The sequence below is a fragment of the Micromonospora sp. NPDC049107 genome (assembly GCF_040648595.1).
In the GTDB taxonomy this organism is placed as follows: domain Bacteria; phylum Actinomycetota; class Actinomycetes; order Mycobacteriales; family Micromonosporaceae; genus Micromonospora.
Genome location: NZ_JBEZEC010000001.1, coordinates 982,796 through 1,006,968 on the forward strand (window position 1 = coordinate 982,796; position 24,173 = coordinate 1,006,968).

Sequence of the window (24,173 nt, forward strand, 5' to 3'; positions counted from 1 at the left end):
TCCACCGTCGCAGCCGACGACGCCCCCCGGACGCTGACACCCGTGCACCGAGGCCCGTTCCGGCCCGGCGACCGGGTGCAGCTGACCGACCCCAAGGGGCGGATGCACACCGTCACGCTGGAGCACGGCAAGGAGTTCCACACCCACCGCGGCATTCTGGCGCACGACGCGCTGATCGGGCTGCCCGACGGCAGCGTGGTGACCACCTCCGGCGGCGGCACCGCGTTCCTGGCGCTGCGTCCGCTGCTGTCTGACTACGTGCTCTCGATGCCGCGCGGCGCCCAGGTGATCTACCCGAAGGACTCGGCGCAGATCGTCGCGATGGGCGACATCTTCCCCGGCGCCAAGGTCCTCGAGGCCGGCGCCGGCTCCGGCGCGCTGAGTTGCTCCCTGTTGCGCGCCGTCGGCACCGAGGGCGAGCTGCACTCGTTCGAGGTACGCGACGACTTCGCCCAGATCGCCAAGCGCAACGTCGAGGCGTTCTTCAACGGGCCGCACCCGTCGTGGCACCTGCACGTCGGCGACGTCGCGCAGTGCCAGGAGACCGGCTTCGACCGGATCATCCTGGACATGCTCACCCCCTGGGAGACCCTCGACATGGTCGAGCGGGCGTTGGTGCCCGGCGGCGTGTTCATCGGCTACGTGGCCACCACCCCGCAGCTCTCCGAGCTGGTCGAGGCGCTGCGTGAGCGCGGCGGCTGGACCGAGCCGCGCGCCTGGGAGTCGATGGTGCGCGACTGGCACGCCGAGGGCCTCGCCGTCCGCCCCGACCACCGGATGATCGCGCACACGGCGTTCCTGGTCTCGGCGCGCAAGCTCGCCCCGGGCGTCACCGCGCCGCCGCGTCGCCGCAAACCCAGCAAGGGCACCGAGGCGTACGTGCAGCGCCGCGAGGACCTGCGCGCGGCCGAGGCGGCCCGTCAGGCAGCCGCCGCCCAGGCCGCCGACGGGCAGCCCGACGCGACGGGGGAGATGGACAGGCCGTGACCATCGGTGAGCGGGGGGAGGCGGCCCGATGAGCCGACCGGGTTACGGCGGCGGCGACCTGCCCGCCGTGTTTCCGGACTGGTCGCCCTACCAGGACCTGGAGTCGGCGGCGCGCGCCTATCTGCGGGACCCGGACGTCGCGCTGGAAGCGCTCGGCGGGGTGCTGCGCGGCGCCTCGGTGCTCGGCTTCACCCTGGAACGCTTCGTCAACGAGGTCAACGGGGTGTGGCAGGAGGTCGTCGTCTGCGACGGCAGCCGGCTGATCCTCTGGCACGGCGAGGACGTGCCGCCGGGGGAGGGGCCGCCCGGTTCGATGACGTCGTCGCTGCGGGTGGTGCCCGTCTCCACGGTCACCGAGGTGGGCTGCCGGCGGCGACTGAACCGCTCCGACAGCGGCGAGATCCGGGTCGACAGCATCGACGTCTACCTGCTGCTCACCTCGCTGGACGAGGCGCCGCCGAGCGAGGAGATGGCCGGTACGCCCCGGCACGACGCGCTGCGGTTCGGCAAGACCCTCGACGACGGTGGGGCCGGGCAGATCGCCCGGCTGGAGGAGTTCGCACGGCTGGTCGCCTCGGTGGTCGGCCGCCCGATGCTCTGAGGCGTACCCCGTTGGGGCCGGCGTCGCGCGGACCGCGCGGCGTCGGTTCAGTCGTCCTCGGCGTCCGGGCCGGCGACCTCGACGCCGTCGCCGCGCACCACGTGGATGCAGTCGCCCGGGCACTCCTTCGCGGAGTCGATCACTTCGAGTCGCAGGTGCTCGGGCACGTCGACCCGGCTGCCCGGGGCCAACCTCAGCTCACCGTCGGCGCCCTTGACGTACGCCAGGCCGTCGATGTCGAACTCGAACACCTCTGGCGCGTACTGCACGCAGAGCCCATCGCCCGTGCAGAGATCCTGGTCCACCCAGACCTGCAACTGGTCGGTCGCGACCTCGGCCACCGGTGCACCCCCCATGTTCTCCCGTACCAGCCTCCGACGGTACCCGAACGCCGTTAACGACCCCGCAGACCACCCCTTGGCGATCAAGGTTCAGTGACGAGGGTGTTGCGTGGGACCGAATCGGGCTCATAGCGGCTAGTGTTAGCTCAGAACGTTCAAGCCCCCCGGGGAGGTGGGACGTGGCAGCACGCAGCGACGACGCGGACTCGCGCGCCGCACGGTGGGAGAAGGAAGCCCACGATCTCTCCACGCAGGTCGCGTTCCTTCAGGAGGAACTCGCCCTGGTGCGGCGCAAGTTGACCGAAAGCCCCCGACACGTCCGGCAGCTCGAAGAGCGGCTGGCGGCCACCCAGGCACAGTTGGCGCGGCTGACCGAGAACAACGACCGGCTGGTGAGCACCCTCAAGGAAGCTCGCACGCAGATCGTCACGCTCAAGGAGGAGATCGACCGGCTCGCACAGCCGCCAAGTGGCTACGGAGTCTTCCTGGCCAAGCACGACGACGGCACCGTGGACGTGTTCACCGGCGGCCGCAAACTGCGGGTCGCCGTCTCGCCCTCGCTGGACGTGGCCGAGCTGCGGCGCGGCCAGGAGGTCCTGCTCAACGACGCGCTCAACATCGTCGACGCGTTCGGGTACGAGCGGGTCGGCGAGGTGGTGATGCTCAAGGAGATCCTGGAGGGGCCGAACGGCGGTCCGGGCGACCGGGCGCTGGTGGTCTCCCACTCCGACGAGGAGCGCATCGTGCACCTCGCCGAGACGCTCATCGGCTCGGCGATCCGGGCCGGCGACTCGCTCATGATCGAGCCCCGCTCGGCGTACGCGTACGAGCGGATTCCGAAGAGCGAGGTCGAGGAGCTGGTCCTGGAGGAGGTGCCGGACGTCGACTACTCCGACATCGGTGGCCTCCAGTCCCAGATCGAGCAGATCCGCGACGCGGTGGAGCTGCCGTTCCTGCACGCGGACCTGTTCCGTGAGCACCAGCTCCGCCCGCCCAAGGGCATCCTGCTCTATGGACCGCCCGGCTGCGGCAAGACGCTGATCGCCAAGGCGGTGGCCAACTCCCTGGCCAAGAAGATCGCCGAGCGGCAGGGCAAGGAGAAGCACACCAGCTTCTTCCTGAACATCAAGGGCCCGGAGCTGCTCAACAAGTACGTCGGCGAGACCGAGCGGCACATCCGGCTGATCTTCCAGCGGGCTCGGGAGAAGGCCGGTGAGGGCACGCCGGTGATCGTGTTCTTCGACGAGATGGACTCGATCTTCCGGACCCGTGGCTCCGGCGTCTCGTCCGACGTGGAGAACACCATCGTCCCGCAGCTGCTCAGCGAGATCGACGGCGTGGAGGGGCTGGAGAACGTCATCGTCATCGGCGCCTCCAACCGGGAAGACATGATCGACCCGGCGATCCTGCGCCCGGGCCGGCTCGACGTGAAGATCAAGATCGAGCGGCCGGACGCCGAGGCGGCCAAGGACATCTTCTCCAAGTACATCCTCTCCGGGCTGCCACTGCACCCGGACGACCTCGCCGAACACGGCACCGACGCGCAGGCCACGGTGGCCGCGATGATCGACGCCGTCGTTCTGCGGATGTACTCGGAGACCGAGGAGAACCGCTTCCTCGAGGTCACCTACGCCAACGGTGACAAGGAAGTCCTCTACTTCAAGGACTTCAACTCCGGCGCGATGATCCAGAACATCGTCGACCGGAGCAAGAAGATGGCCATCAAGGAATTCCTCACCTCCGGTCGCAAGGGCCTACGCCTGCAGCACCTCCTCGACGCCTGCGTCGACGAGTTCCGCGAGAACGAGGACCTGCCCAACACCACCAACCCCGACGACTGGGCCCGCATCTCCGGCAAGAAGGGCGAACGGATCGTCTACATCCGTACGCTCGTCTCCGGCGGCAAGGGCACCGAGGCCGGCCGGTCCATCGAGACCGCCAGCAACACCGGCCAGTACCTGTAGGCAGGCGCTGACACCAGCGGGGCCCGGGACGCGACGCGCCCCGGGCCCCGCTCGTCACACCGGCCCACGCCCGCCCACCCGAACCGGTACGCTGTGGCGCTTCCAACCCTGCGAAACGTCGAGGATCCGCGTGCCGTCCGAACTCACCGTCACCGACCCGCCGGCACGCCCTGCGGTCGACCAGCGGACCCCGCCCCCCGCCCGCCCGTACCGCGCGCTGCTCGTCGCGCTGGCGGTCGCCTGGCTGGTACCCGCGGTGGCGTACCCCCTGCACCTGGCCTGGCTGCTGCCCCCGCTGGTGCTGCTGGCCACGGCCAGCCTGCTCCGCGGCGGCCGCACCCTGCTCGACCGGCTCGTGCTCGCCATGCTGCTGCTCGTCGGCGTCACCACCGCCGCCGGGCTGCTCTTCACCCTCTGGCCCTGGGGGCTGCACCCCGTCGCGGTCAGCGGTACCGCGCTCACCGTCCTCGCCCTCATCGCCGCGGCGACCGGCCGACGCCCCACCCTGCCCCGGCCCGGCTGGACCGACCTGCTGCCCGTCGTCGCCACCGTCGCCATCGTCGGCTATTTCGCGTCGCCCTGGCTGCGGGCCGGCCGCCTCGCCGGCCGTCTCAGCCTGCTCGCCCTCGGCGAGGACAACTTCCGCCACGTCGCCCTCGTCGACGCCATCGGACGGCTCGGCGGGTACGTCTTCCTCGACCCCGCCGCCGCCCGCGAGGACATCGTCTCCCTGCTCGTCCGCTACCCGCAGGGCTGGCACCTCAACGCCGCCGTGCTCGACGCGCACCTGCGCTCCGCCACCGGCACCCCGAGCGGCGCGAGCAGCCTCAGCCACTACGGGTGGTGGTGTCTCGCCACCTTCGGCCTGCTCGCGCTCACCCTCTTCTGGGCCGCCCAACGGCTTCCCGGCCCCCTGCACCCGCTGCACCGGGTCGTCCTGACCGTCGTCGTGGGCGCCCTCGTCCTCGGCAGCCAGCTGCCCCGGCTGCTGATCGCCGGCTACCCCAGCGAGGCGCTGGGGCTCGCGCTCGCCGTCGCGGTGACCGCACTCGTCGTACGCCCGCTCGCCGGCAACCGGGAACAACTCGTTCTGCTCGGCGCCCTGCTCATCGGTATCGGCTTCACCTACTACCTGTTCCTCCCCCCGGCCGGGCTGCTGGTGCTCGGTTGGCTGATCGCGCACCGCCGGGAGTTGCTCCGCATCCGCCGGACCGTGCTCGCCGTCGGCCTGGTCACCGCCCTGCTCGCGCCGCTGCCCATGCTGCTGGGGATCTTCGCCGCAGGCCAGACCGAGGCCCTCGACGCCAAGGCCGGCCCGGAGATCGCCGAGGCGTGGCGGGCGCTGCTCGGCCTCACCCCGATCGTCCTGATCGGCCTCGTGATCCAGGCCCGCCGCGCCGACCGGGCCTGGCGCCGACACCTCGCCGCCATCGCGGTAGCCGTCGCCTTCGCCCTCGCCATCGCCCTGGCCAACGTCCTCACCGGCATCCAGCCCGCCTACTACTTCATGAAGGGCGTGCACCTCGCCACCGTCGGCCTGTTCGTCGGCGTCGCCGCCCTCGTCGTGCTGCTGCCCGTCCCGTCCGGCGGCGCGGTCCGCCGCCGTGCCCGCGGCGCCGCCGTCTCCGCCCTTGCCGCCGCCCTGGCCGTGCTCACCGTGGTGGTCCTCTGCGGGCTCACCGGCTGGCGGCACAGCCTGCTCGTGGTCGACAAGCAGAACTGGGCGCAGAGCTGGATCGACCACGACGTCGACAACCCGGTGCGGTTCGCCCAGGTGTGCGCCGCGGCCTACCGCCGCTACCCCGAGCAGCCGGGCACCGTCACCGTGGTGCTCGACCGGACCGGCTACCGCGGTTACGTCGAGTCGATCTGTCTCTCCGCCCTGCAGGGCACCAGCGGGCGGACCGAAAAGGCGATCTATGTGCCGACGTTGTTCGAGGAGCCCGAGCGCACCCGGATGATGCTGCGTACGACCCGAGGCCCACTCCGTCTGCTGATCAGCGACCCGGTCGCGCAACGACGCGTCGACAAGCTGCTGACCAAGTACCCGGATCTACGCGGCCGGGTCACCACCGTTCCAATGACCATCAAGTACTGAACGCGGCGGGCGGGACGCGGGGCGACACCCGTGACCCGCCCGCACCGGCGCGCCCCCGACCCCGAACAGTCGGACTACGCTCGACATGACGGGGACCGGGTCGGGCGAGCGAAGCGGGTAGGTCGATGAGCGTAAGACGGATCATGGGCACCGAGGTCGAGTACGGCATCTCCGTGCCCGGCCAGGCCGGAGCCAACCCGATGGTCACCTCGTCCCAGGTGGTCAACGCCTACGGGGCCCGGCCCGAACTCAACCGGGGCGGTCGCGCCCGCTGGGACTACGAAGAGGAGTCGCCGCTGCGCGACGCCCGCGGCTTCACCTACTCCGGTGCCGCCTACGACCCCGCCGAGGCCCTCGCCGACGAGGACCTGGGCCTGGCCAACGTGATACTCACCAATGGCGCACGCCTCTACGTGGACCACGCGCACCCCGAATACTCCACCCCCGAGGTCACCACCCCCCGCGACATCGTGCGCTGGGACAAGGCCGGCGAGCGGGTGATGGCCGAGGCGTCCCGCCGCGCCGCCACCATCCCCGGCAGCCAGCCCATCCACCTCTACAAGAACAACACCGACAACAAGGGCGCGAGCTACGGCGCCCACGAGAACTACCTGATGCGCCGGCAGACCCCGTTCGCCGACATCGTGGCGTACCTGACGCCCTTCTTCGTGACCCGCCAGATCGTCTGCGGCGCCGGCCGCGTCGGCATCGGACAGGACGGCGGGCAGAGCGGCTTCCAGATCTCCCAGCGCGCCGACTTCTTCGAGGTCGAGGTCGGCCTCGAGACCACCCTCAAACGCCCGATCATCAACACCCGCGACGAGCCGCACGCCGACGCCGACAAGTACCGCCGGCTGCACGTCATCATCGGCGACGCCAACCTCTCCGAGATCTCCACCTACCTCAAGGTGGGCACCACCGCGCTGATCCTCACCATGATCGAGGAGAAGGCGCTCGGCGCCGACCTCGGCATCGCCGACCCGGTCAGCGAACTGCGCGCGGTCAGCCACGACCCGTCCCTCACGCACCTCATGCGGTTGCGCGACGGCCGCCGGCTGACCGCCCTGGACGTGCAGTGGGCGTACCTCGAACGGGTCCGGTCCTTTGTCGACGACCGCTACGGCGCCGACGTCGACGAGCAGACCGCCGACGTGCTGGACCGGTGGGAGGGCGTCCTGGACCGGCTCGGTCGCGACCCGATGCTCTGCGTGGACGAGTTGGACTGGGTGGCCAAGCTGCGGCTGCTGGAGGGCTACCGGGAGCGGGAGAAGCTCGGCTGGGGCTCCCACAAGCTCCAGCTCGTCGACCTGCAGTACTCCGACGTACGCCCGGAGAAGGGCCTCTACAACCGGCTCGTCTCCCGTGGGGCGATGAAGACGCTGCTCACCGACGAGGAGGTCCGCAGCGCGATGACCGAGCCACCGGAGGACACCCGGGCCTACTTCCGGGGCCGCTGCCTCGCGCAGTACGCCTCCGAGGTGGTCGCCGCGAGCTGGGACTCGGTGATCTTCGACGTGGGCCGGGAGTCGCTGGTCCGGGTACCGATGATGGAGCCGGAGCGGGGCACCCGCGCCCACGTCGGAGCCCTGTTCGACCGCTGCGCCAGCGCCAAGGACCTGCTGGAGACGCTGACCGGCGGCTGAACGCGCCAACCGAATGCCCGCCGTGTGCCGCAAGCCGGCGCGCGGCGGGCTTTTCGTCGTCCTGGCGAGGTAAGTTCATCGCAGACGATCGTGGAGGAGGCAGCAATGGCCACTCATGACAGCGGCGGCCAGTCGCAGTCCGGCAAGTCCCGCCAGGGCGAGGAAATCGAGGACGTCACCACCGAGGCCAACCCCGAGGTGGCCGAGCGGCACGCCGAGATCACCGAGGACGTCGACGACCTGCTCGACGAGATCGACTCCGTCCTGGAGGAAAACGCAGAAGAATTTGTGAGGGGCTATGTACAGAAAGGGGGCGAATAGGGCATAGCCGGGCAAAACGGATATGCCTCTGAATGACCAAGATGGCCACCGCCGCTGCCGCGACTGCGGTGAGTGGCTCCCCCTTGATCAATTCTGCGCGAACAGCAAGCGGCCGGAGGGTCGGGGTAGCTACTGCAAGCCCTGCTTCAACGCTCGATCCAAGGCGAGCTATGCCAAGCGCGTGAAGGAGCAGCAGGGCAGGGATGTGCGGCAGTTGCCCGCGGTGCCGGAAGGGCATCGAAGGTGCCCTGACTGCGATGTCACAAAGCCCCTGGATGACTTTCCGCGTAACCGCTCCGCCCGCAGCGGCTACGGCCGATACTGCAAGCCCTGCCACAACGAGAAGGGCAAGGAGAGCAGGCTCCGACTGCATGGCGGCAGTCGCGAGTACCACCTCCAGCGGCGCTACGGCATCGGGGAGAAGGAGTTTCAGGAGCTCCTGGCCGAGCAGGACGGGGTCTGCGCGATCTGTGGCGGCGCGGACCCGCAACATCTGGACCACGATCATCGCACCGGATGGGTGCGCGGGATACTCTGCTTCAACTGCAACGGTGGTCTTGGCCAGTTCCGTGACAGTCCTACGAGGCTGGCCAGGGCGATCACGTACCTGAGAGGAACCACGTGGCAGCGGGCTTTGATCCATCCGGGCGTCTACCAGATGTGTTCACCAACGCGGGGACGTCCTCCTTCACCACGTTTCTGAGCCGGGTGGCCCCCGAGATGCTGCCCGGTCGTCGGCCGCTCCCACCGGGCATGGCCGCCGACCTGGCGCCGCACGCGACCACCATCGTGGCCATCTCGGCCGCCGGTGGCGTGGTGATGGCCGGCGACCGACGGGCCACCATGGGCAACCTGATCGCCCAGCGCGACATCGAGAAGGTGCACCCCGCCGACGCGTACTCGCTGGTCGGGATCGCGGGCACGGCGGGCATCGGCATCGAGCTGATGCGACTGTTCCAGGTGGAACTGGAGCACTACGAGAAGATCGAGGGCGCGATGCTCTCGCTCGACGGCAAGGCCAACCGGTTGGCGTCGATGATCCGGGGCAACCTGGGCGCGGCCATGCAGGGCCTCGCCGTGGTCCCGCTGTTCGCGGGCTTCGACCTGGCCGCCAGCGACCCGGCGCGCGCCGGGCGGATCTTCAGCTTCGACGTGACCGGTGGCCCGTACGAGGAGACCGGGTACGACGCCATCGGCTCCGGCTCGCTCTTCGCCAAGTCGGCGCTCAAGAAGCGTTTCCGGACCGGCGTGTCTCTCGAGGACGCGACCCGGCTCGCGGTCGAGGCGCTCTACGACGCGGCCGACGACGACACCGCGACCGGCGGACCGGACCTGACCCGCCGGATCTATCCGGTGGTGATGACCGCTACCGCCGAGGGCACCCGCCGGTTGACCGACACCGAGACGGCGGCGATCGCCGAGGGTGTGGTCGCCGGTCGGATGGAGAATCCGGGCGGCTGAGCGCCGTCCACCCCCACCAGTCAGCAGTCGTCAGCAAGCGCCGTAAGGAGAACCGCCGCCGTGGCCATGCAGTTCTACGCCTCGCCCGAACAGATCATGCGCGACCGCTCCGAGCTGGCCCGCAAGGGCATCGCCCGGGGTCGCAGCGCGGTGGTCCTGAGCTACTCCGGCGGGGTGCTCTTCGTCGCGGAGAACCTCTCCAGCGCCCTGCACAAGGTCAGTGAGATCTATGACCGGATCGGCTTCGCCGCGGTCGGCCGGTACAACGAGTTCGAGAACCTGCGCCGCGCGGGTGTGCGGATGGCCGACCTGAACGGCCTCAGCTACGACCGGCGTGACGTGACCGGACGCGCCCTCGCCAACGCGTTCGCGCAGACGCTCGGCGCGATCTTCACCGAGCAGTCGAAGCCCTTCGAGGTGGAGATCTGTGTGGCGGAGGTCGGGGCGACCCCGGACGACGACGAGCTGTACCGGCTCACGTACGACGGGTCGGTCAACGACGAGCCGGGCCGGATGGCGATGGGCGGCCAGGCCGAGGCGATCACCGGTGTGTTGAAGTCGCAGCACCGGGCGGACATGTCCCTCGGTGAGGCCGTCCGGGTGGCGGTGCAGGCGTTGAGCACCGTCGGCGGTGAGGGTGGCGCGGCCCGTACGATCGCCGCGAACCAGCTCGAGGTGGCGGTGCTGGACCGTCAGCGGGTGGGGCGTACGTTCCGGCGGATCACGGGGGCGGCGCTGACGGCGCTGCTCGACGGTGATGTCGCGGCGGCGGAGGAGCCGGCCGAGGCGGGTGGGCCGGACACGCCGGCGCAGCCGACCACGGAGGCGCACAAGCCGACGACGTCGGCGGGCTCGGCCGACCTGGAGGACAAGCCGGCGGACGGCAAGTAGTTCCGTACGCGCACACGGCGGGCGGCCCGGTTTCCGGGCCGCCCGCCGTACGCGTTCCCCGCCCCGCTCCAGCCCGCCGATCTTGCACTTTCGGTTGACGAAAAGTCAGTTTGATGACGATTGGTCGCGACAGAAACTGCAAGATCGCCGGGCCGGAGTGGGCCGGGCTGGGCTGGGGTGGTGGGTCAGGGGGCGGTGGTTACTTCGGGTGCGGCGGCTTCGTGGGTGGGGGTGGGGGCCGGCGCGGGGGATCGGGTGCCGCGCAGCAGGGCGGCCATGGTGGCGGCGACCACGACGGAGCCGATGGCGTAGCCGAGTTCGACCCGCAGCGCGGTGGCCACCGGCGCGAGGGTGGCGGCGACCAGCGCGGCCACGCCCACGGCCCAGGCGACGGCCTGGGCCCGGTGCCGGTCGAGGGCGAGCAGCGCCTGACCGAGGACCATCGCCCAGAGGTAGGCGAGGGTGGCCACGGCGAGCCAGGCGAAGTCACCGTGGCCGAGCACGTCGGGCGCGTCGAAGAGGGTCCGCACCAGCCACGGGCCGAGCAGGACGGCGAGCACAGCCCCGGTGAGGCCGAGCGCGGTGACGATGCCCAGGGCCCGCCGCAGGAGGCTGTTGAAGGCCGTACGGTCGCCGGTCGCGGCGGAGGTGGCGAGGCCGGGTAGCAGGGACGCCTGGAGCGAGGCGAAGACGAACAGTGGGATCCGGACGAGCACCAGCGCGGAGAGCAGCGCGCCGGCGGTGGCCACGTCGGAGGGGTCCAGCACCTTCACGTTGATCACGCCGATGTTGACGACGACCTGGGAGAGCAGGCTGGACGTGATGAGCAGGCCGAGGCCGCGCAGGAACGCGGCCCAGGCGACGGGGACGCCGCCGCCGACGGCCCGGAGCACGGGTGGGGCGGTGATCGCCACGCCGATCAGCGGGGCGGCGATCAGCACCGCGCCGAACCAGACGGGGGAGGTGACGCCGGTCAGGCCGAGCAGGGCGACGAGGGCGATGCGCAGGCCGCCGTCAACGCCGAGTTGGGTGCCGTACCAGGGGAACAGTTGCAGGCCGGAGAGCACGCCGCGAGTGGTGTGCGCGACGGCGAGCGCGGCGAGGGACCCGATCAGGACGGCGACCATGGTGCCGTCGCCAGCGAAGAACCGGTCGGTGAGCGGCCCGCGGGCGGCGATGATCAGCGCGACCACGGCGGCGAGCAGACCGGCGGCCAGGGCCGCCCCTCGGGCCAGTACCGGTCCTGGGGGTAGGCCCTGGCTGCGCCGGCCGGCGACGAGCCGGGCGACCTCCTGTTCGACGGGCATGAACAGGCCGATGCCGAAGGTGAAGACGATCGTCCAGAGCGCCGCGAGCGACGAGTAGTCGGCCGCGGTGAGGCTGTGCCCGGCGACGGCCAGGTGGACGTAGGAGGCGAGCCCCAGCAGGGCCAGGCCGGCGCCGACGGCGACGGTGCCCGGTGGGACCAGACTCAGCAGTCGCCGGATCACCGGCGAATGAGCGCCAACGTGAGGACGGCGAAGGCCCGACCGAGGTAGATCATGGCCTTGGCCGGGGAGTGGCTGGGGGTGCCGGCCATCCGCTTGCGCATCGCCACCGGCACCTGGCGGATGGTGTAGCCCCGCCGGGCGGTGTGCACGAGCGTCTCGACCGTGTCACCCAGGTATTCCACGGGGTACCAGGTGGCGAACATGTCGATCACCCGGCGGTTGGCGGCCCGGAACCCGGAGGTGGTGTCGGTGAGCTTGGTGCGGGCGACGCGGGACAGCACGCCGGAGAGCATGACCATGGCCCAGCGGCGGGGGCCGCGGACGTTGTAGTCGCCCTCGCCGGCGAACCGGGCGCCGATCACCAGGTCGGTCTCGTCGAGCAGGTCGACGAGCTTGGGCACGTACCGCGGGTCGTGCTGGCCGTCCGCGTCGATCTGGATGGCCACGTCGTAGTCGTGATCGCGGGCGTACCGGTACCCCACCCGCATGGCGCCGCCGACACCGAGGTTGTACGGGAGTTTCGCGACCCGGGCGCCGGCGGCGGAGGCGACGGCGGCGGTGCGGTCGGTGGAGCCGTCGTCGACCACGAGCACGTCGACGCCGGGCAGTTCGCCGCGGACCTCGCCGACGACGTCGGCGATGGAGCCGGACTCGTTGAGCGCGGGGATGATGATCAGGACCCGCTTGCCGTTAACCATCGTGCGACACCAGTTCGTCTCGGGCCGCCCGGTCCGCGTCGATCTCGGCGCGGAGCAGGGCGAAGTCTTCTGCCAGGGTCCGGGTCTCTTCCTCCAGGGCGCTGACCTCCCAGCTGAGGTGCACGCAGACCAGCAGCAGGAAGACGATGCCGAGGAAGAGCACGAGGCTCACGCCGGACTGGACGCCGAGCAGCTCGGCGACGTTGTCCAGCAGGCGGGGGAAGAGCGACAGGGGAATGACGATCACCAGGACGCAGAGCCAGAGCATGCCGTACTTCTCGCGGAGCTGCCGGCGACGCAGCAGCTCGACGATCGTGGCCAGCAGTATCAGGCCGGTCAGGCCGGTGACGAGGGTGAGCTTCATGCGACCTTCCACGGGGCGGGTGGAGCGGGGGAGTGGAACGCGTCAACCAGGGTGGAATGCCAATCCGGAAGCGGCGGCAGACCCGCGGCCGCCCAGCGGCTGTGCCCTAGCACACTGTACGCCGGACGGGGGGCGGGACGAGGATACCTGTCGCTCGTGGTGGGTCGGATCCGGTCCGGGTCCAGACCGGCCAGGGTGAACGCGGCACGGGCCAGCCCGTACCAGGTGGTCTGGCCGGCGCAGGTGCCGTGGTAGACGCCGGGAGCGGCGCGACCGTCCAGGGCGGCGTCGGCGAGCGCGACCAGTCGCTCGGCGAGACGGTACGACCAGGTGGGCTGCCCGTGCTGGTCGTCGACCACGTCGAGGTGCTCGCGTTGGCCGGCCAGCCGCAGCATGGTCGCCACGAAGTTCGGCCCGTGCGCGCCGTACAGCCACGCGGTGCGGACGACGTACCCGGTGTCCGGCAGCAGGCGGGCGACGGCCTGCTCGCCGACCAGCTTGCCGCGCCCGTACGCGTTGACGGGCGCGGTCGGCGCGTCCTCCGGGTAGGGGGAGTCGGCGTCGCCGGCGAGGACGTAGTCGGTGGAGACCTGAACTAACCGGGTGCCGCTGGTGGCGCACGCCGCCGCGAGGTTCGCCACGCCGTGGCCGTTGACGGCGGTGGCCGCCGTCTCGTCGGCTTCCGCGCCGTCGACGTTGGTCCACGCGGCGGCGTTGATCACGACGTCGTGTCCGGCGACGGCGGTGCGGACCGCAGCGGGGTCGGTGATGTCCAGGTCGGTACGGGCGGCGGCGGTGACCTTCAGGTCGGGCCGGGTCTCCAGGACGGTGACCAGGTCCCGGCCGAGCATCCCTCCGGCGCCGGTGACGAGTAGTCGGGTCATGCGGTGGGGGCCGACTTCAGCGGCTCCCACCAGGCCCGGTTCTCCTGGTACCAGCGCACGGTTTCGGCGAGGCCGTCGTCGAGGGTGACGCTGGGCTGGTAGCCCAGCTCTTCGCTGATCTTGCTGATGTCGAGGGAGTACCGGCGGTCGTGGCCCTTGCGGTCGGCGACGGGCACGACGCGGTCCCAGTCAGCGCCGCAGGCGTCCAGCAGCCGGCCGGTCAGCTCCTTGTTGGTCAGCTCGGTGCCGCCGCCGATGTTGTAGACCTCGCCGGCGCGACCCTTCTGCTGGACCAGCGCGATGCCCCGGCAGTGGTCGTGCACGTGCAGCCAGTCGCGGATGTTGCCGCCGTCGCCGTACAGCGGAACCGTCCCGCCGTCGAGCAGGTTGGTCACGAACAGCGGGATGACCTTCTCCGGGAACTGGTACGGACCGTAGTTGTTGGAGCAGCGGGTGACGACCACGTCCATGCCGTGGGTGCGGTGGTAGGCCAGGGCGAGCAGGTCGGAGCCGGCCTTGGACGCCGAGTACGGGGAGTTCGGGGCGAGGGGCCAGGTCTCGGTCCAGGAACCCTCGTCGATGGAGCCGTACACCTCGTCGGTGGAGACGTGCACGAACCGGCCGGTGCCGTGGCGTAGCGCCGCGTCGAGCAGCGTCTGGGTGCCCAGCACGTTGGTGGTGACGAACGGCGCGGCGCCGGCGATCGAGCGGTCGACGTGCGACTCGGCGGCGAAGTGCACGATCACGTCGTGGTCGGCGACGACCTCGTCGACCACGACCGGGTCGCAGATGTCACCCTGCACGAACCGCAGGCGAGGGTCGTCGCGGACCGGGTCGAGGTTGGCCCGGTTGCCCGAGTAGGTCAACTTGTCGAGCACGGTCACGACCGCCGGTTCGAGCGGGGGTACGCCCTCAGCGTTGCCCAGGGGCTTGCCCAGCAACAGTCGAACGTACTCCGACCCGATGAATCCGGCTCCGCCGGTGACGAGGATCCTCACGGGTTCGGAAGTGTACGCGACGTTCGTCGGCGGACGTGGGACGCGACCCCCACGCACGTTCCGTAGCCGTGCCGGTAGGCTTCGCCGGTGCGTGGAATCCTCCTTGCCGGCGGTACCGGATCCCGACTGTGGCCGATCACCCGCGCGGTGTCCAAGCAACTGATGCCGGTCTTCGACAAACCGATGATCTACTATCCGCTCTCTACTCTGGTGATGTCCGGGGTCCGGGAGATCCTGGTGATCACGACACCGGAGGACCAGGACCAGTTCCGCCGGCTGCTCGGCGACGGCAGCCAGTTCGGGCTGCGGCTGGAGTACGCCGCCCAGGCGCGCCCGGAGGGCATCGCGCAGGCGTTCATCCTCGGCGCGGACTTCATCGGCGACGAGTCGGTGGCGCTGATCCTCGGCGACAACATCTTCCACGGCGTGGGGCTGGGACGGCAGCTCGCCGACCACGGTGACCCTGTCGGCGGCCGGGTCTTCGCCTACCAGGTCGCCAACCCCCAGGAGTACGGCGTGGTCGACTTCGACGCCGACGGCCGGGTGCTCTCGATCGAGGAGAAGCCGGCGCGGCCGAAGTCCCGCTACGCGGTACCCGGCCTGTACTTCTACGACAATCGGGTGGTCGACATCGCCCGCAAGCTCACCCCGAGCGCTCGCGGCGAGCTGGAGATCACCGCCGTCAACGAGGTGTACCGGGAGACCGGCGAGCTGTCGGTGACGGTGCTCGATCGCGGCACCGCGTGGCTGGACACCGGCACGTTCACCTCAATGATGCAGGCCGCCGAGTTCGTCCGGGTGGTCGAGGAGCGGCAGGGCCTCAAGATCGGTTGTGTCGAGGAGGTGGCCTGGCGGGCCGGCCTGATCGACGACGACCAGCTGCGTGCGCTGGCCGCGCCGCTGACCAAGAGCGGGTACGGCGACTACCTGCTCGGCCTGCTGGACGGCAACGGGGTGTCCTGGTGAAGATCCGCGAGCTGAGCATCGAGGGCGCCTGGGAGATCAGCCCCCAGCAGCACGGCGACCCGCGCGGCATGTTCATGGAGTGGTACCGCTTCGACAAGCTCGCCGAGGCGGTGGGGCACCCGCTGCGCCTCGCCCAGGCCAACCTGTCGGTCTCCGCGCGCGGCGTGGTGCGCGGCATCCACTTCGCCGACGTACCTCCTGGGCAGGCGAAGTACGTGACCTGCGTGCGCGGAGCGGTCCTCGACGTGATCGTCGACCTGCGGGTCGGCTCACCGACCTTCGGCCGTTGGGAGGGCGTCCGGTTGGACGACACCGACCGGCGGGCCGTCTACCTCAGCGAGGGCCTGGGGCACGGGTTCTGCGCGCTGACCGACGACGCGACACTGAGCTACCTCTGCTCGGCCACGTACAACCCGACCGGCGAGCACGCGGTGCACCCGCTCGACGAGGAACTGGGCATCGAGTGGCCCGCCGACACGGCGCTGCTGTCCGCGCGCGACGACGCCGCGCCGACCCTCGCGCAGGCCCGCGAGAGCGGCCTGCTTCCGGAGTACGACGCCTGCCGGCGGTTCGTGGCCAGCCTCGGACCGGACGGAATGTCGCACTCAGCCGCTATGTGACCATCCCTCGGGCACGACCTGTGGTGTGACAGTGACGAACCGGGCCTCCGGGCGGCTAATGTCTCATCATGGAGCGGCGAATCTTCGGCCTCGAGACCGAGTACGGCGTCACCTGCACCTATCGCGGGCAGCGGAGGCTGTCCCCGGACGAGGTCGCGCGGTATCTGTTCCGGCGCGTCGTGTCCTGGGGTCGGTCGAGCAACGTGTTCCTGCGCAATGGGGCCCGTCTCTACCTGGACGTCGGGTCGCACCCGGAGTACGCGACACCGGAGTGCGACTCGGTGACCGACCTGGTGGCCCACGACCGGGCCGGCGAGCGGATCCTGGAAGGGCTGCTCGTCGACGCGGAGAAGCGGCTGCACGACGAGGGCATCGCAGGTGAGATCTACCTGTTCAAGAACAACACCGACTCGGCCGGCAACTCGTACGGCTGCCACGAGAACTACCTGGTCTCCCGGCACGGGGAGTTCGGCCGGCTCGCCGACGTGCTCATCCCGTTCCTGGTGACCCGGCAGTTGATCTGTGGGGCCGGCAAGGTGCTGCAGACCCCGCGCGGCGCGGTCTACTGCCTCTCGCAGCGGGCCGAGCACATCTGGGAGGGCGTCTCGTCGGCGACCACCCGCAGTCGCCCGATCATCAACACGCGCGACGAGCCGCACGCCGACGCCGAGCGCTACCGGCGCCTGCACGTCATCGTCGGTGACTCGAACATGAACGAGGTCACCACGCTGCTCAAGGTCGGCACGGCCGACATCGTGCTGCGGATGATCGAGGCCGGCGTGGTCATGCGGGACCTGTCGCTGGAGAACCCGATCCGGGCGATCCGCGAGGTGTCGCACGACATCACCGGCCGCCGCAAGGTGCGCCTGGCCTCCGGCAAGGAGGTGAGCGCGCTGGACATCCAGCAGGAGTACCTGGCCAAGGCCACCGAGTTCGTCGAGCGGCGCGGCGGCGACCAGGCCGCCAAGCGGGTGGTCGAGTTGTGGGGCCGGGTGCTCAACGCGGTGGAGAGCGGTGACCTGGAGCCGGTCTCGCGGGAGATCGACTGGGTCAGCAAGCTGCGGCTGATCGAGCGGTACCAGCGCAAGCACGACCTGCCGTTGTCGCACCCCCGGGTGGCGCAGATGGACCTGGCGTACCACGACGTGCGCCGTGGCCGGGGCCTCTACGGGCTGTTGGAGCGCCGCGGCGAGGTGGACCGGGTGGCCACCGACCCGGAGATCTTCGAGGCGAAGGAGACTCCGCCGCAGACCACCCGGGCGCGGCTGCGCGGCGAGTTCATCCGGCACGCCCAGGAGAAGCGGCGCGACTTCACCGTCGACTGGGTGCACCTGAAGCTCAACGACCAGGCGCAACGCACCGTGCTCTGCAAGGACCCGTTCCGGGCGTACGACGAGCGGGTGGAGCGGCTGATCGCCAGCATGTGACGGGTCCGCCGGCCCCGACGGTGGTGTACGCCGACGGGGCCGGCACGACCGGTAGGCTGGGCGCGCCATGACGACTTCTGGACCATCCGACCCCTCCGAGCGCGGCGACGCGCGGCAGAACTGGGTCGAGCGCCGGCGGGAGAAGATCCGCGCCGAGATCGACCGCAACCGGCGCGGCGAGTACACCGTGCCGACCTGGGTGCTGGCCGTGGCGCTGGCGCTCATCGTGGGCGGCTGGCTCGCCCTGATCTTCCTCTCCTGATCCCGCCCCGCGCGGTCGCGCGTGGTGTGCCGGTGATCCCCGCCCCGCGCGGTCGCGCACGGTGTCCGGTGATCGCTGCCCCGCGCGGTGTCGGACGTGCTGACCCGTCGGGGCCAGGGGTTGGCCCGGCCGGGTCGCCCCACCGGGTATCCGCTGGCCGTCGCCGTCGCGGGCCGTCCTGCCGCCCAGTGGGCCGGCGGCGCGAGGACGCGACGACGCGGGAGGCGATCATGAACGACCCGACGGTGCCCCAGCCCGAACGCGACGGTGGGGGCTGGGTGGACCCCGGGCCACGCGACGTGGTCCGCGACCGGCAGAACCCCGATCTGTTGACTCCACCGAGCACGGACGCGGGCACGCTGCCGAACCTGCGGTTCTCCTTCTCGGACGCGCACACCCGGGTGCAGCGCGGCGGATGGACCCGGGAGGTGACCGTACGGGAGTTGCCCATCGCCACCGAGCTCAGTGGCGTGGACATGGCGCTGGAACCGGGCGGGTACCGGGAGCTGCACTGGCACAAGCAGTCCGAGTGGGCGTACGTGTCGCGTGGCAGCGCCCGGATCAGCGCCGTCGACCAGGAGGGCCGCAACTTCCTCGACGACGTACGCGCCGGCGACCTGTGGTTCTTCCCGCAGGGGGTGCCGCACCACATCCAGGCGCTCGACGAGGGTGTGGAGTTCCTGCTGGTCTTCGACGACGGCGCGTTCACCGAGAACGGCACGTTCCTGATCAGCGACTTCTTCGCGCACACCCCGAAGGAGGTGCTGGCCAAGAACTTCGGGTGGCGGCTCGATCAGCTCGACTCGATCCCCGAGCGGGAAAAGTACATCTTCGCCGGGCAGGTGCCGCCGCCGCTGGACCAGGACCGGGTCGTCAGCCCGACCGGGGACGTGCCCCGCAGCCTCAGTCACCGGCTGCTCGCCCAGCAGCCGCAGCGGTTCCCGGGCGGGCAGGTCCGCATCGCCGACGTCACCCAGTTCGCCGCGGCCACCACGATCTGCGCCGCGCTGGTCGAGGTGGATCCGGGCGGGATGCGGGAACTGCACTGGCACCCCACCGACGACGAGTGGCAGTACTACCTGTCTGGCCACGGTCGGATGGGCGTGTTCGCCAGTCAGGGCGTGGCCGGCACCTTCGACATGCGCGCCGGTGACGTCGGGTACGTGCCGTTCGCCTACGGCCACTACATCGAGAACCTCGGCACCGAGCCGCTGGTGTTCCTGGAGATGTTCCGCAAGCCCCGGTTCGAGTCCGTCTCGCTGACCCAGTGGATGGCGAACACCCCGCCCGAGGTCAGCGCCGACACCCTCAATCTGCCCCGAGAACTCATCGAGGCCCTACCCCGAGACCAACGCCCCGTGATCCGCTAACCCCACCGATTGCCCCCGGTGATCAAGAGGTTCGCGTCAATATCGCGCCGGATTCTGACGCAAACCTCTTGATCACCGGGGCTGGGGGGTGGGGGTGGGGTGGGGTGGGGTTGGGGTTAGGGGAGGTGGGTGGTGGCTTGGCGGCCGGCGGCTGCTGCTGCCAGGAAGTAGGCGTGGTCGGCGTCCAGGGGGCGGCCCATGGTGGACAGGGGGACGGGGCTGGCGCGCAGCGCGGCGTCGAGGCCGGCGGTGGGCACCTGCACGATCCGGTGCCGGGCCGCCAGCGGCGCCAGGGCGGCGTCGACCTCGGCGGCCAGGGCCGGGTCCAGGCCGTCGGGCACCACCAACTCCGCCGGGGCGAGCGCCACCCGGCCGTACGCGGTGAGGCTGTGGTGCGACACCCCGTTGTGCCGGGGGCGGGGGTCGGCGTCGGAGATGCGCAGCGAGCCGACCGGCCGCCCGCCGAGCGTGGCGATCGCGTTGACCGCCTCACCGACGGCGACACCGGAGAAGCCCCACCGGGTGCCGGTGCCCAGGTTGCCGGGGCCCTGCGCCACGATCGCCACGTCGGCGCGCAGCACGTGGTGGGCGGCGAGCAGACCGCCGTGCAGGGTGGTGGCCTCGAGGTCACCGCCGAACGCCTGCCCGACGGTGATCGTCCCGACCAGCTCGTCGCGCAGCCCGGCCAGGGTGCGGGAGAACCAGGCCGGCAGCGCGCCACCGTCGGTGAGCAGGTACGCGACCCGCGCCCGAGGGGCGTCGGCCCGGATGCCGGCCAGGATCGCCGGCAACGCCGAGTGCAGGTCGGCGGTGACCACGGGCAGGCCGCCCAGGTCGTCGGCGTCGGCCAGCACGGCCCGGTGCGGGGACGCCTCCTCGTCGACACCGAGCAGGATCGGCTGCAACGGCGTGTAGCGGGCCTTGACCAGGTGCCCGGCGTCGCGGGTGTCGCCGGCGTCCGGCGGGTCCGGGGGCAGCCGGTCCGGCACCGCCACCACGAGGGCGTACCCGCCGGTGCCCAGCCCCATCAGCAGCGCGCCGGCGTTGAGCAGCACCCGGTCGCCGGGCTCGGGCGTGCCGACCAGCTCGGGATAGGCCAGCGCCCGCATGCGCGTGCCGTCGGGCAGGTCGACGTCGAGTTCCACCGCCCCGGTCCACTGCCGTCGCAGCGCCGCCACCGTCCCCGTACGCCATCGCACCATGACGGGCACGCTAGCCGCGCGGGCGCGGCGGACCGCGACCGGGTGCGACGCCGCTCGGGTTCAGGTCCGCTCGTCGCCGGGGGAGGCGGGCGGCGCGGCCTGGGTGTGGCGGGCGGTGCCGGTGGCGCCCGGCAGCGAGCGGGTCGGGTCGAGGAAGACGAACCGGATCTCCGGGTAGCGCTCGGTGAGCCGCCGCTCGGCCTCGTCGGCGGTGGTCTCGATCTGCGCGCCGGTGGCCTCGTCGCGGAAGTCGACCTTCGCGGCGACGAGGATGTCGTCCGGGCCGAGCTGCATGGTCAGCAGGGTGTCGATGCGTTCCACCTCGGGCAGGCCGGCCAGTTCCTGCTCGATCTCGCGACGCAGCCGCTCCGGGACGGCCCGGCCGACCAGCAGCGACAGGTTGTTGCTGGCGAGGATCCCGGCGACGGTCAGCAGCAGCAGGCCGATGAGGATCGACGCGACGCCGTCCCACACCTCGTCGCCGGTGGCGTGCGACAGGCCGACGCCGAGCCCCGCGAGCACCAGGCCGATCAGGGCCGCGCTGTCCTCCAGGAAGACGGCCTTGACGGTGGTGTCGGCGGTGAGCCGCAGGAACCGTCGCGGGGTGGTCTGCCAGCGCTCGGACTCGCGCCGGACCTGCCGCACGGCCCGGGCCAGCGAGATCGACTCGATGACGAACGAGACCGCCAGCACGATGTACGACACGAGGTAGTCGCCGCTGTGCTCGTGCACGAGGATCGTGGTGACGCCGTGGGTGACGGCGAAACCGGCGCCGGCCACGAAGGTGAACATCGCGGCGAAGAACGCCCAGACGTAGCTCTCCTTGCCGTACCCGAAGGGGTGCCGTTTGTCGGCCGGCCGGGCGCCCCGGCGCAGCGCCTGAAACAGCAGCACCTCGGTGGTGGTGTCGGCGACCGAGTGCGCCGCCTCGGACAGCATCGCGGCCGACCCCGAGATCAGCCCGGCGACCAGCTTGGCGACCGCGATGGCGAGGTTGGCGACGCCCGCGACGACCACGGTGCCGACGCTCTCGCTCTCGGTCTTCATCCCGGCTTGCGACATGAGGGAAACCCTATGGCGGTGAGCGGCGGCGCGCCGGGGGAGGACCCGATCCGAACAAGTGTGCGGCACGCCCCGCGTGGGTGCACGATGTGGGCGCGTCGGCTGCTAGCGTCTACCGCGTGTCGCGGACCCGCACCGAACGCCTGGTCAACCTGGTGATCTGCCTGCTGTCCACGCGACGGTTCCTGACCGCCGCGCAGATCGCCGCGACCGTGCCCGGCTACGAGCACGATCCCGACGACGCGCGCGACCACGAGGCGTTCCAGCGCAAGTTCGAGCGGGACAAGGCCGAGCTGCGCGAGTTGGGCGTCCCCCTGGAGACCGGCACGGCCAGCGTCTTCGACGCCGAGCCCGGCTACCGCATCGCCCACCGCGAGTACGCGCTGCCCGACATCCCCCTCGAACCGGACGAGGCCGCCGCCGTCGGCATCGCCGCCCGGCTGTGGCAGCACGCCGGGCTGGCCGCCGCCGCGTCCTCCGGGCTGGCCAAGCTGCGCGCCGCCGGGGTGGACGTCGACCCGCAGGCCACCCTCGGCCTGGAGCCGATGGTCACCGTCGACCCGGCGTTCGCGCCGCTGACCGCCGCCGCCCGGGACCGCCGGGAGGTGGGCTTCGACTACCGGGTACCCGACCGGGACGCCCCCAGCCGCCGCCGGCTCCAACCGTGGGGCGTGGTCTGCTGGCGGGGCCGGTGGTACGTGGTCGGCCACGACCTGGACCGGGACGCCACCCGCTGCTTCCGCCTCTCCCGGGTGGTCGGCGCCGTCCGGGTGACCGGCGCGTCCGGCGCCTACGAGCCGCCGCTGGGAGAAGACCTGATCAGTCACGTGGCCCGCTGGTCCGGGCCGGTGGAGCGCACCGGCCGGGCGACCGTGCTGGCCGCGCCCGGCCGGGCCGCCGGGCTGCGTCGGTGGGCGGTCGAGGTGACCGCCGGGCCGGACGGCGACCGCCTGGTCCTGCCGTACGCCGACCCGGACGGTCTGGCCGGCCACCTTGTCGGGTACGGGCCGGACGTCCGCGTGCTCGACCCGCCGGAGGTCCGCGAGGCGGTCATCCAGCGGCTCAAGGAGATCGCGGTCCGCCACGACGAGCTGGCGGTTTCCGGGGGTGCCCGGTGACCCGCCCGGCCGCCCGCGGCGGTTCCAAGACCTCCGCCGACCGGTTGGCGCGCCTGCTCAACCTGGTGCCCTACCTGCTGGCCCGACCGGGCATCGAGGTCGCCGAGGCGGCCGGTGACCTGGGTGTCACCGAACGACAGCTCCGGGAGGACCTGGAGCTGCTGTGGGTGTGCGGGCTGCCCGGTTACGGCCCCGGTGATCTGATCGACATGGCGTTCGACGGCGACCGGGTGACCATCACCTACGACGCCGGCATCGACCGGCCGCTGCGGCTCACCCCCGACGAGGCCCTCGCGCTCGTGGTGGCGCTGCGGATGCTCGCCGAGACCCCCGGCGTCGCCAACCGGGACGCCATCGAACGGGCCCTCGCCAAGATCGAGGACGCCGCCGGTGACCTGGTGGGCGCGCCGGTCGCGGTCCGGCTCCCCGGGGACACCCGGCGGGTCGAGGCGCTGCGCGCCGCCGTGGAGGGCGGCCGAGCGCTGCGGATCACCTACTACACGGCGGCCCGGGACGAGACCACCGAGCGGGTGATCGACCCGCTGCGGATGCTGATGGTCGGCGGTCGGGCGTACGTGGAGGCGTGGTGCCGGCGCGCGGAGGCGGTGCGGCTGTTCCGCGCCGACCGGATCGACGCGATAACCGAGCTGGACGAGCCGGCCGCCGTTCCGCCGCAGGCCGTCCCGCACGATCGCACCGAGGGGGTCTTCCGGCCGTCGCCCGACCTGCCGCTGATCACCCTGCGGATCGGGCGCGGCGAACGGTGGATCACCGAGTACTACCCGTGCGAGCGGGTCGAGGCCGGCGACGGTGACCAGTGGCTCGTCTCGCTGCGCGTGACCGACCTGGGGTGGGCGCGACGGTTCGTGCTCGGCCTCGGCCCGGACGTCACCGTGGTCGCCCCCGTCGAGCTGGCCGAGCAGGTCCGGGCGACCGCGTCCGCCGCGCTCGACGCGTACGCGGTGCCCGCGCCGGTGACGCGGCTGCCCGACGACGACCGCACGGCCGCGGCCCCCGGAGCGCCGTCGGGCGATCCGGCGGTGGCCGGCCGCACCCAGTAGGCTGGCCGGCGTGCTGATCTGGATCGTGCTCGCGCTGGTGCTGCTCCCGCTCGTGGCGCTCGCGCTGGCCGTACGCCCGGTGCTGGCCCGGCTGTCCAAGCTGCGCCGCGCCGCCGAGGCGTTGCAGCGCCGGGCCGGTGAGGCGGAGGCGCTGCGGGAGACCGCCGAGGCGTTGCAGCAGCGCGCCGAGGGCGTCCAACGTCAGCTCGACACCGCCCAGCAGCGCCTTGAGCTGATCAAGGCCAAGCGCGGCTGACCGCGCCGTCGGCCCAGGTGGTTGACGGATCATCGCGCGTTGGTCAAGACTTCACCGGCCGGGCCGATCCATCACCACCCGGCGGGTG

25 protein-coding genes are annotated in these 24,173 nt (G+C 71.5%); 17 read left to right on the forward strand and 8 right to left on the reverse strand.

All coding sequences use genetic code 11. The annotated features are described in order from the left end of the window. Nucleotides 1-33 precede the first annotated feature (33 nt). Nucleotides 34-987 (forward strand): tRNA (adenine-N1)-methyltransferase, encoded by a 954-nt coding sequence (locus tag AB0B55_RS04355; RefSeq protein WP_357119489.1) that lies wholly within the window; start codon nt 34-36, stop codon nt 985-987. Nucleotides 988-1,015: 28 nt separating this feature from the next. Then, nucleotides 1,016-1,588 carry a hypothetical protein gene (locus AB0B55_RS04360; RefSeq protein ID WP_007459901.1) on the forward strand — a complete coding sequence of 191 codons (573 nt, stop codon included), beginning with the start codon at nt 1,016-1,018 and terminating at the stop codon, nt 1,586-1,588. A 47-nt stretch (nt 1,589-1,635) separates the two neighbouring features. Here the strand turns inward: AB0B55_RS04360 and AB0B55_RS04365 are convergent, their stop codons facing one another. Continuing rightward, on the reverse strand, nt 1,636-1,929 hold the full coding sequence (locus AB0B55_RS04365; RefSeq protein ID WP_357119276.1) for a ferredoxin: 294 nt from the start codon (nt 1,927-1,929) through the stop codon (nt 1,636-1,638). 179 nt (nt 1,930-2,108) lie between these two features. Between AB0B55_RS04365 and arc the strand changes: the two genes are divergently transcribed. From arc to prcA, 7 genes are all read left to right on the forward strand, one after another. Then, a complete protein-coding gene (gene arc / locus AB0B55_RS04370; RefSeq protein WP_357170269.1) occupies nt 2,109-3,893 on the forward strand; it encodes a proteasome ATPase in 1,785 nt (594 codons plus the stop codon). A 130-nt stretch (nt 3,894-4,023) separates the two neighbouring features. Further along, nucleotides 4,024-5,991: a hypothetical protein gene (locus AB0B55_RS04375; protein ID WP_357170272.1), complete on the forward strand. Its 1,968-nt coding sequence runs from the start codon at nt 4,024-4,026 to the stop codon at nt 5,989-5,991. A gap of 125 nt (nt 5,992-6,116) precedes the next feature. Further along, entirely contained in the window at nt 6,117-7,634 is a 1,518-nt protein-coding gene (gene dop / locus AB0B55_RS04380; protein WP_357170275.1) for a depupylase/deamidase Dop, read from the forward strand. Nucleotides 7,635-7,739: 105 nt separating this feature from the next. Further along, entirely contained in the window at nt 7,740-7,955 is a 216-nt protein-coding gene (locus tag AB0B55_RS04385; protein WP_088948111.1) for a ubiquitin-like protein Pup, read from the forward strand. A 181-nt stretch (nt 7,956-8,136) separates the two neighbouring features. Continuing rightward, complete coding sequence (locus AB0B55_RS04390; protein ID WP_357119264.1) at nt 8,137-8,658, forward strand: endonuclease VII domain-containing protein; 522 nt, start codon at nt 8,137-8,139, stop codon at nt 8,656-8,658. Continuing rightward, nucleotides 8,577-9,416 (forward strand): proteasome subunit beta, encoded by an 840-nt coding sequence (gene prcB, locus AB0B55_RS04395; RefSeq protein WP_357119261.1) that lies wholly within the window; start codon nt 8,577-8,579, stop codon nt 9,414-9,416. The genes AB0B55_RS04390 and prcB overlap by 82 nt, the downstream gene beginning before the upstream one ends. 60 nt (nt 9,417-9,476) lie before the next feature. Further along, complete coding sequence (prcA, locus tag AB0B55_RS04400; RefSeq protein WP_355053023.1) at nt 9,477-10,307, forward strand: proteasome subunit alpha; 831 nt, start codon at nt 9,477-9,479, stop codon at nt 10,305-10,307. 185 nt (nt 10,308-10,492) lie between these two features. On the opposite strand, the gene AB0B55_RS04405 is transcribed toward prcA, so the two are convergent. The 5 genes from AB0B55_RS04405 to rfbB are packed head-to-tail and all read right to left on the reverse strand — an operon-like array spanning nt 10,493 to nt 14,741. Further along, nucleotides 10,493-11,797: a polysaccharide biosynthesis protein gene (locus AB0B55_RS04405; protein WP_357170278.1), complete on the reverse strand. Its 1,305-nt coding sequence runs from the start codon at nt 11,795-11,797 to the stop codon at nt 10,493-10,495. Next, nucleotides 11,794-12,495, reverse strand: coding sequence for a glycosyltransferase family 2 protein (locus AB0B55_RS04410; RefSeq protein ID WP_357119253.1), 702 nt, complete (start codon nt 12,493-12,495; stop codon nt 11,794-11,796). Before AB0B55_RS04410 ends, AB0B55_RS04405 begins: the two co-directional genes overlap by 4 nt. Beyond that, nucleotides 12,488-12,859, reverse strand: coding sequence for a DUF2304 domain-containing protein (locus AB0B55_RS04415; protein ID WP_007459918.1), 372 nt, complete (start codon nt 12,857-12,859; stop codon nt 12,488-12,490). The genes AB0B55_RS04410 and AB0B55_RS04415 overlap by 8 nt, the downstream gene beginning before the upstream one ends. Then, nucleotides 12,856-13,743 carry a dTDP-4-dehydrorhamnose reductase gene (gene rfbD / locus AB0B55_RS04420; protein ID WP_357119249.1) on the reverse strand — a complete coding sequence of 296 codons (888 nt, stop codon included), beginning with the start codon at nt 13,741-13,743 and terminating at the stop codon, nt 12,856-12,858. The genes AB0B55_RS04415 and rfbD overlap by 4 nt, the downstream gene beginning before the upstream one ends. Beyond that, the gene (gene rfbB, locus AB0B55_RS04425) at nt 13,740-14,741 is read right to left on the reverse strand and encodes a dTDP-glucose 4,6-dehydratase (protein ID WP_357119247.1); all 1,002 of its coding nucleotides are present in this window, start codon (nt 14,739-14,741) and stop codon (nt 13,740-13,742) included. Before rfbB ends, rfbD begins: the two co-directional genes overlap by 4 nt. A gap of 87 nt (nt 14,742-14,828) precedes the next feature. Between rfbB and rfbA the strand changes: the two genes are divergently transcribed. From rfbA to AB0B55_RS04450, 5 genes are all read left to right on the forward strand, one after another. Continuing rightward, nucleotides 14,829-15,707 carry a glucose-1-phosphate thymidylyltransferase RfbA gene (gene rfbA, locus AB0B55_RS04430; protein ID WP_357119244.1) on the forward strand — a complete coding sequence of 293 codons (879 nt, stop codon included), beginning with the start codon at nt 14,829-14,831 and terminating at the stop codon, nt 15,705-15,707. After that, entirely contained in the window at nt 15,704-16,327 is a 624-nt protein-coding gene (rfbC, locus tag AB0B55_RS04435; RefSeq protein ID WP_357170281.1) for a dTDP-4-dehydrorhamnose 3,5-epimerase, read from the forward strand. The genes rfbA and rfbC overlap by 4 nt, the downstream gene beginning before the upstream one ends. Before the next feature lie 68 nt (nt 16,328-16,395). Then, nucleotides 16,396-17,754, forward strand: a complete 1,359-nt coding sequence (gene pafA, locus AB0B55_RS04440) for a Pup--protein ligase (RefSeq protein ID WP_234581936.1) — start codon at nt 16,396-16,398, stop codon at nt 17,752-17,754. Nucleotides 17,755-17,821: 67 nt separating this feature from the next. Beyond that, entirely contained in the window at nt 17,822-18,016 is a 195-nt protein-coding gene (locus AB0B55_RS04445; protein WP_357119237.1) for a hypothetical protein, read from the forward strand. Nucleotides 18,017-18,246: 230 nt separating this feature from the next. Beyond that, nucleotides 18,247-19,386 (forward strand): oxalate decarboxylase family bicupin, encoded by a 1,140-nt coding sequence (locus AB0B55_RS04450; protein WP_357119234.1) that lies wholly within the window; start codon nt 18,247-18,249, stop codon nt 19,384-19,386. Nucleotides 19,387-19,502: 116 nt separating this feature from the next. Here AB0B55_RS04450 and AB0B55_RS04455 read toward each other — a convergent pair whose 3' ends face one another. Further along, the gene (locus AB0B55_RS04455) at nt 19,503-20,588 is read right to left on the reverse strand and encodes a DUF3866 family protein (protein WP_357170284.1); all 1,086 of its coding nucleotides are present in this window, start codon (nt 20,586-20,588) and stop codon (nt 19,503-19,505) included. 60 nt (nt 20,589-20,648) lie between these two features. Further along, nucleotides 20,649-21,650, reverse strand: a complete 1,002-nt coding sequence (locus AB0B55_RS04460) for a cation diffusion facilitator family transporter (RefSeq protein WP_357119228.1) — start codon at nt 21,648-21,650, stop codon at nt 20,649-20,651. 119 nt (nt 21,651-21,769) lie between these two features. Between AB0B55_RS04460 and AB0B55_RS04465 the strand changes: the two genes are divergently transcribed. Genes AB0B55_RS04465 through AB0B55_RS04475 form a run of 3 tightly spaced genes read left to right on the forward strand, consistent with a single transcriptional unit; the run spans nt 21,770 to nt 24,085 of the window. Then, complete coding sequence (locus AB0B55_RS04465; protein WP_357119225.1) at nt 21,770-22,768, forward strand: WYL domain-containing protein; 999 nt, start codon at nt 21,770-21,772, stop codon at nt 22,766-22,768. After that, complete coding sequence (locus AB0B55_RS04470) at nt 22,765-23,829, forward strand: YafY family protein (RefSeq protein ID WP_357119222.1); 1,065 nt, start codon at nt 22,765-22,767, stop codon at nt 23,827-23,829. Before AB0B55_RS04465 ends, AB0B55_RS04470 begins: the two co-directional genes overlap by 4 nt. Before the next feature lie 10 nt (nt 23,830-23,839). Continuing rightward, on the forward strand, nt 23,840-24,085 hold the full coding sequence (locus tag AB0B55_RS04475; RefSeq protein ID WP_357170287.1) for a hypothetical protein: 246 nt from the start codon (nt 23,840-23,842) through the stop codon (nt 24,083-24,085). Nucleotides 24,086-24,173: the final 88 nt, after the last annotated feature.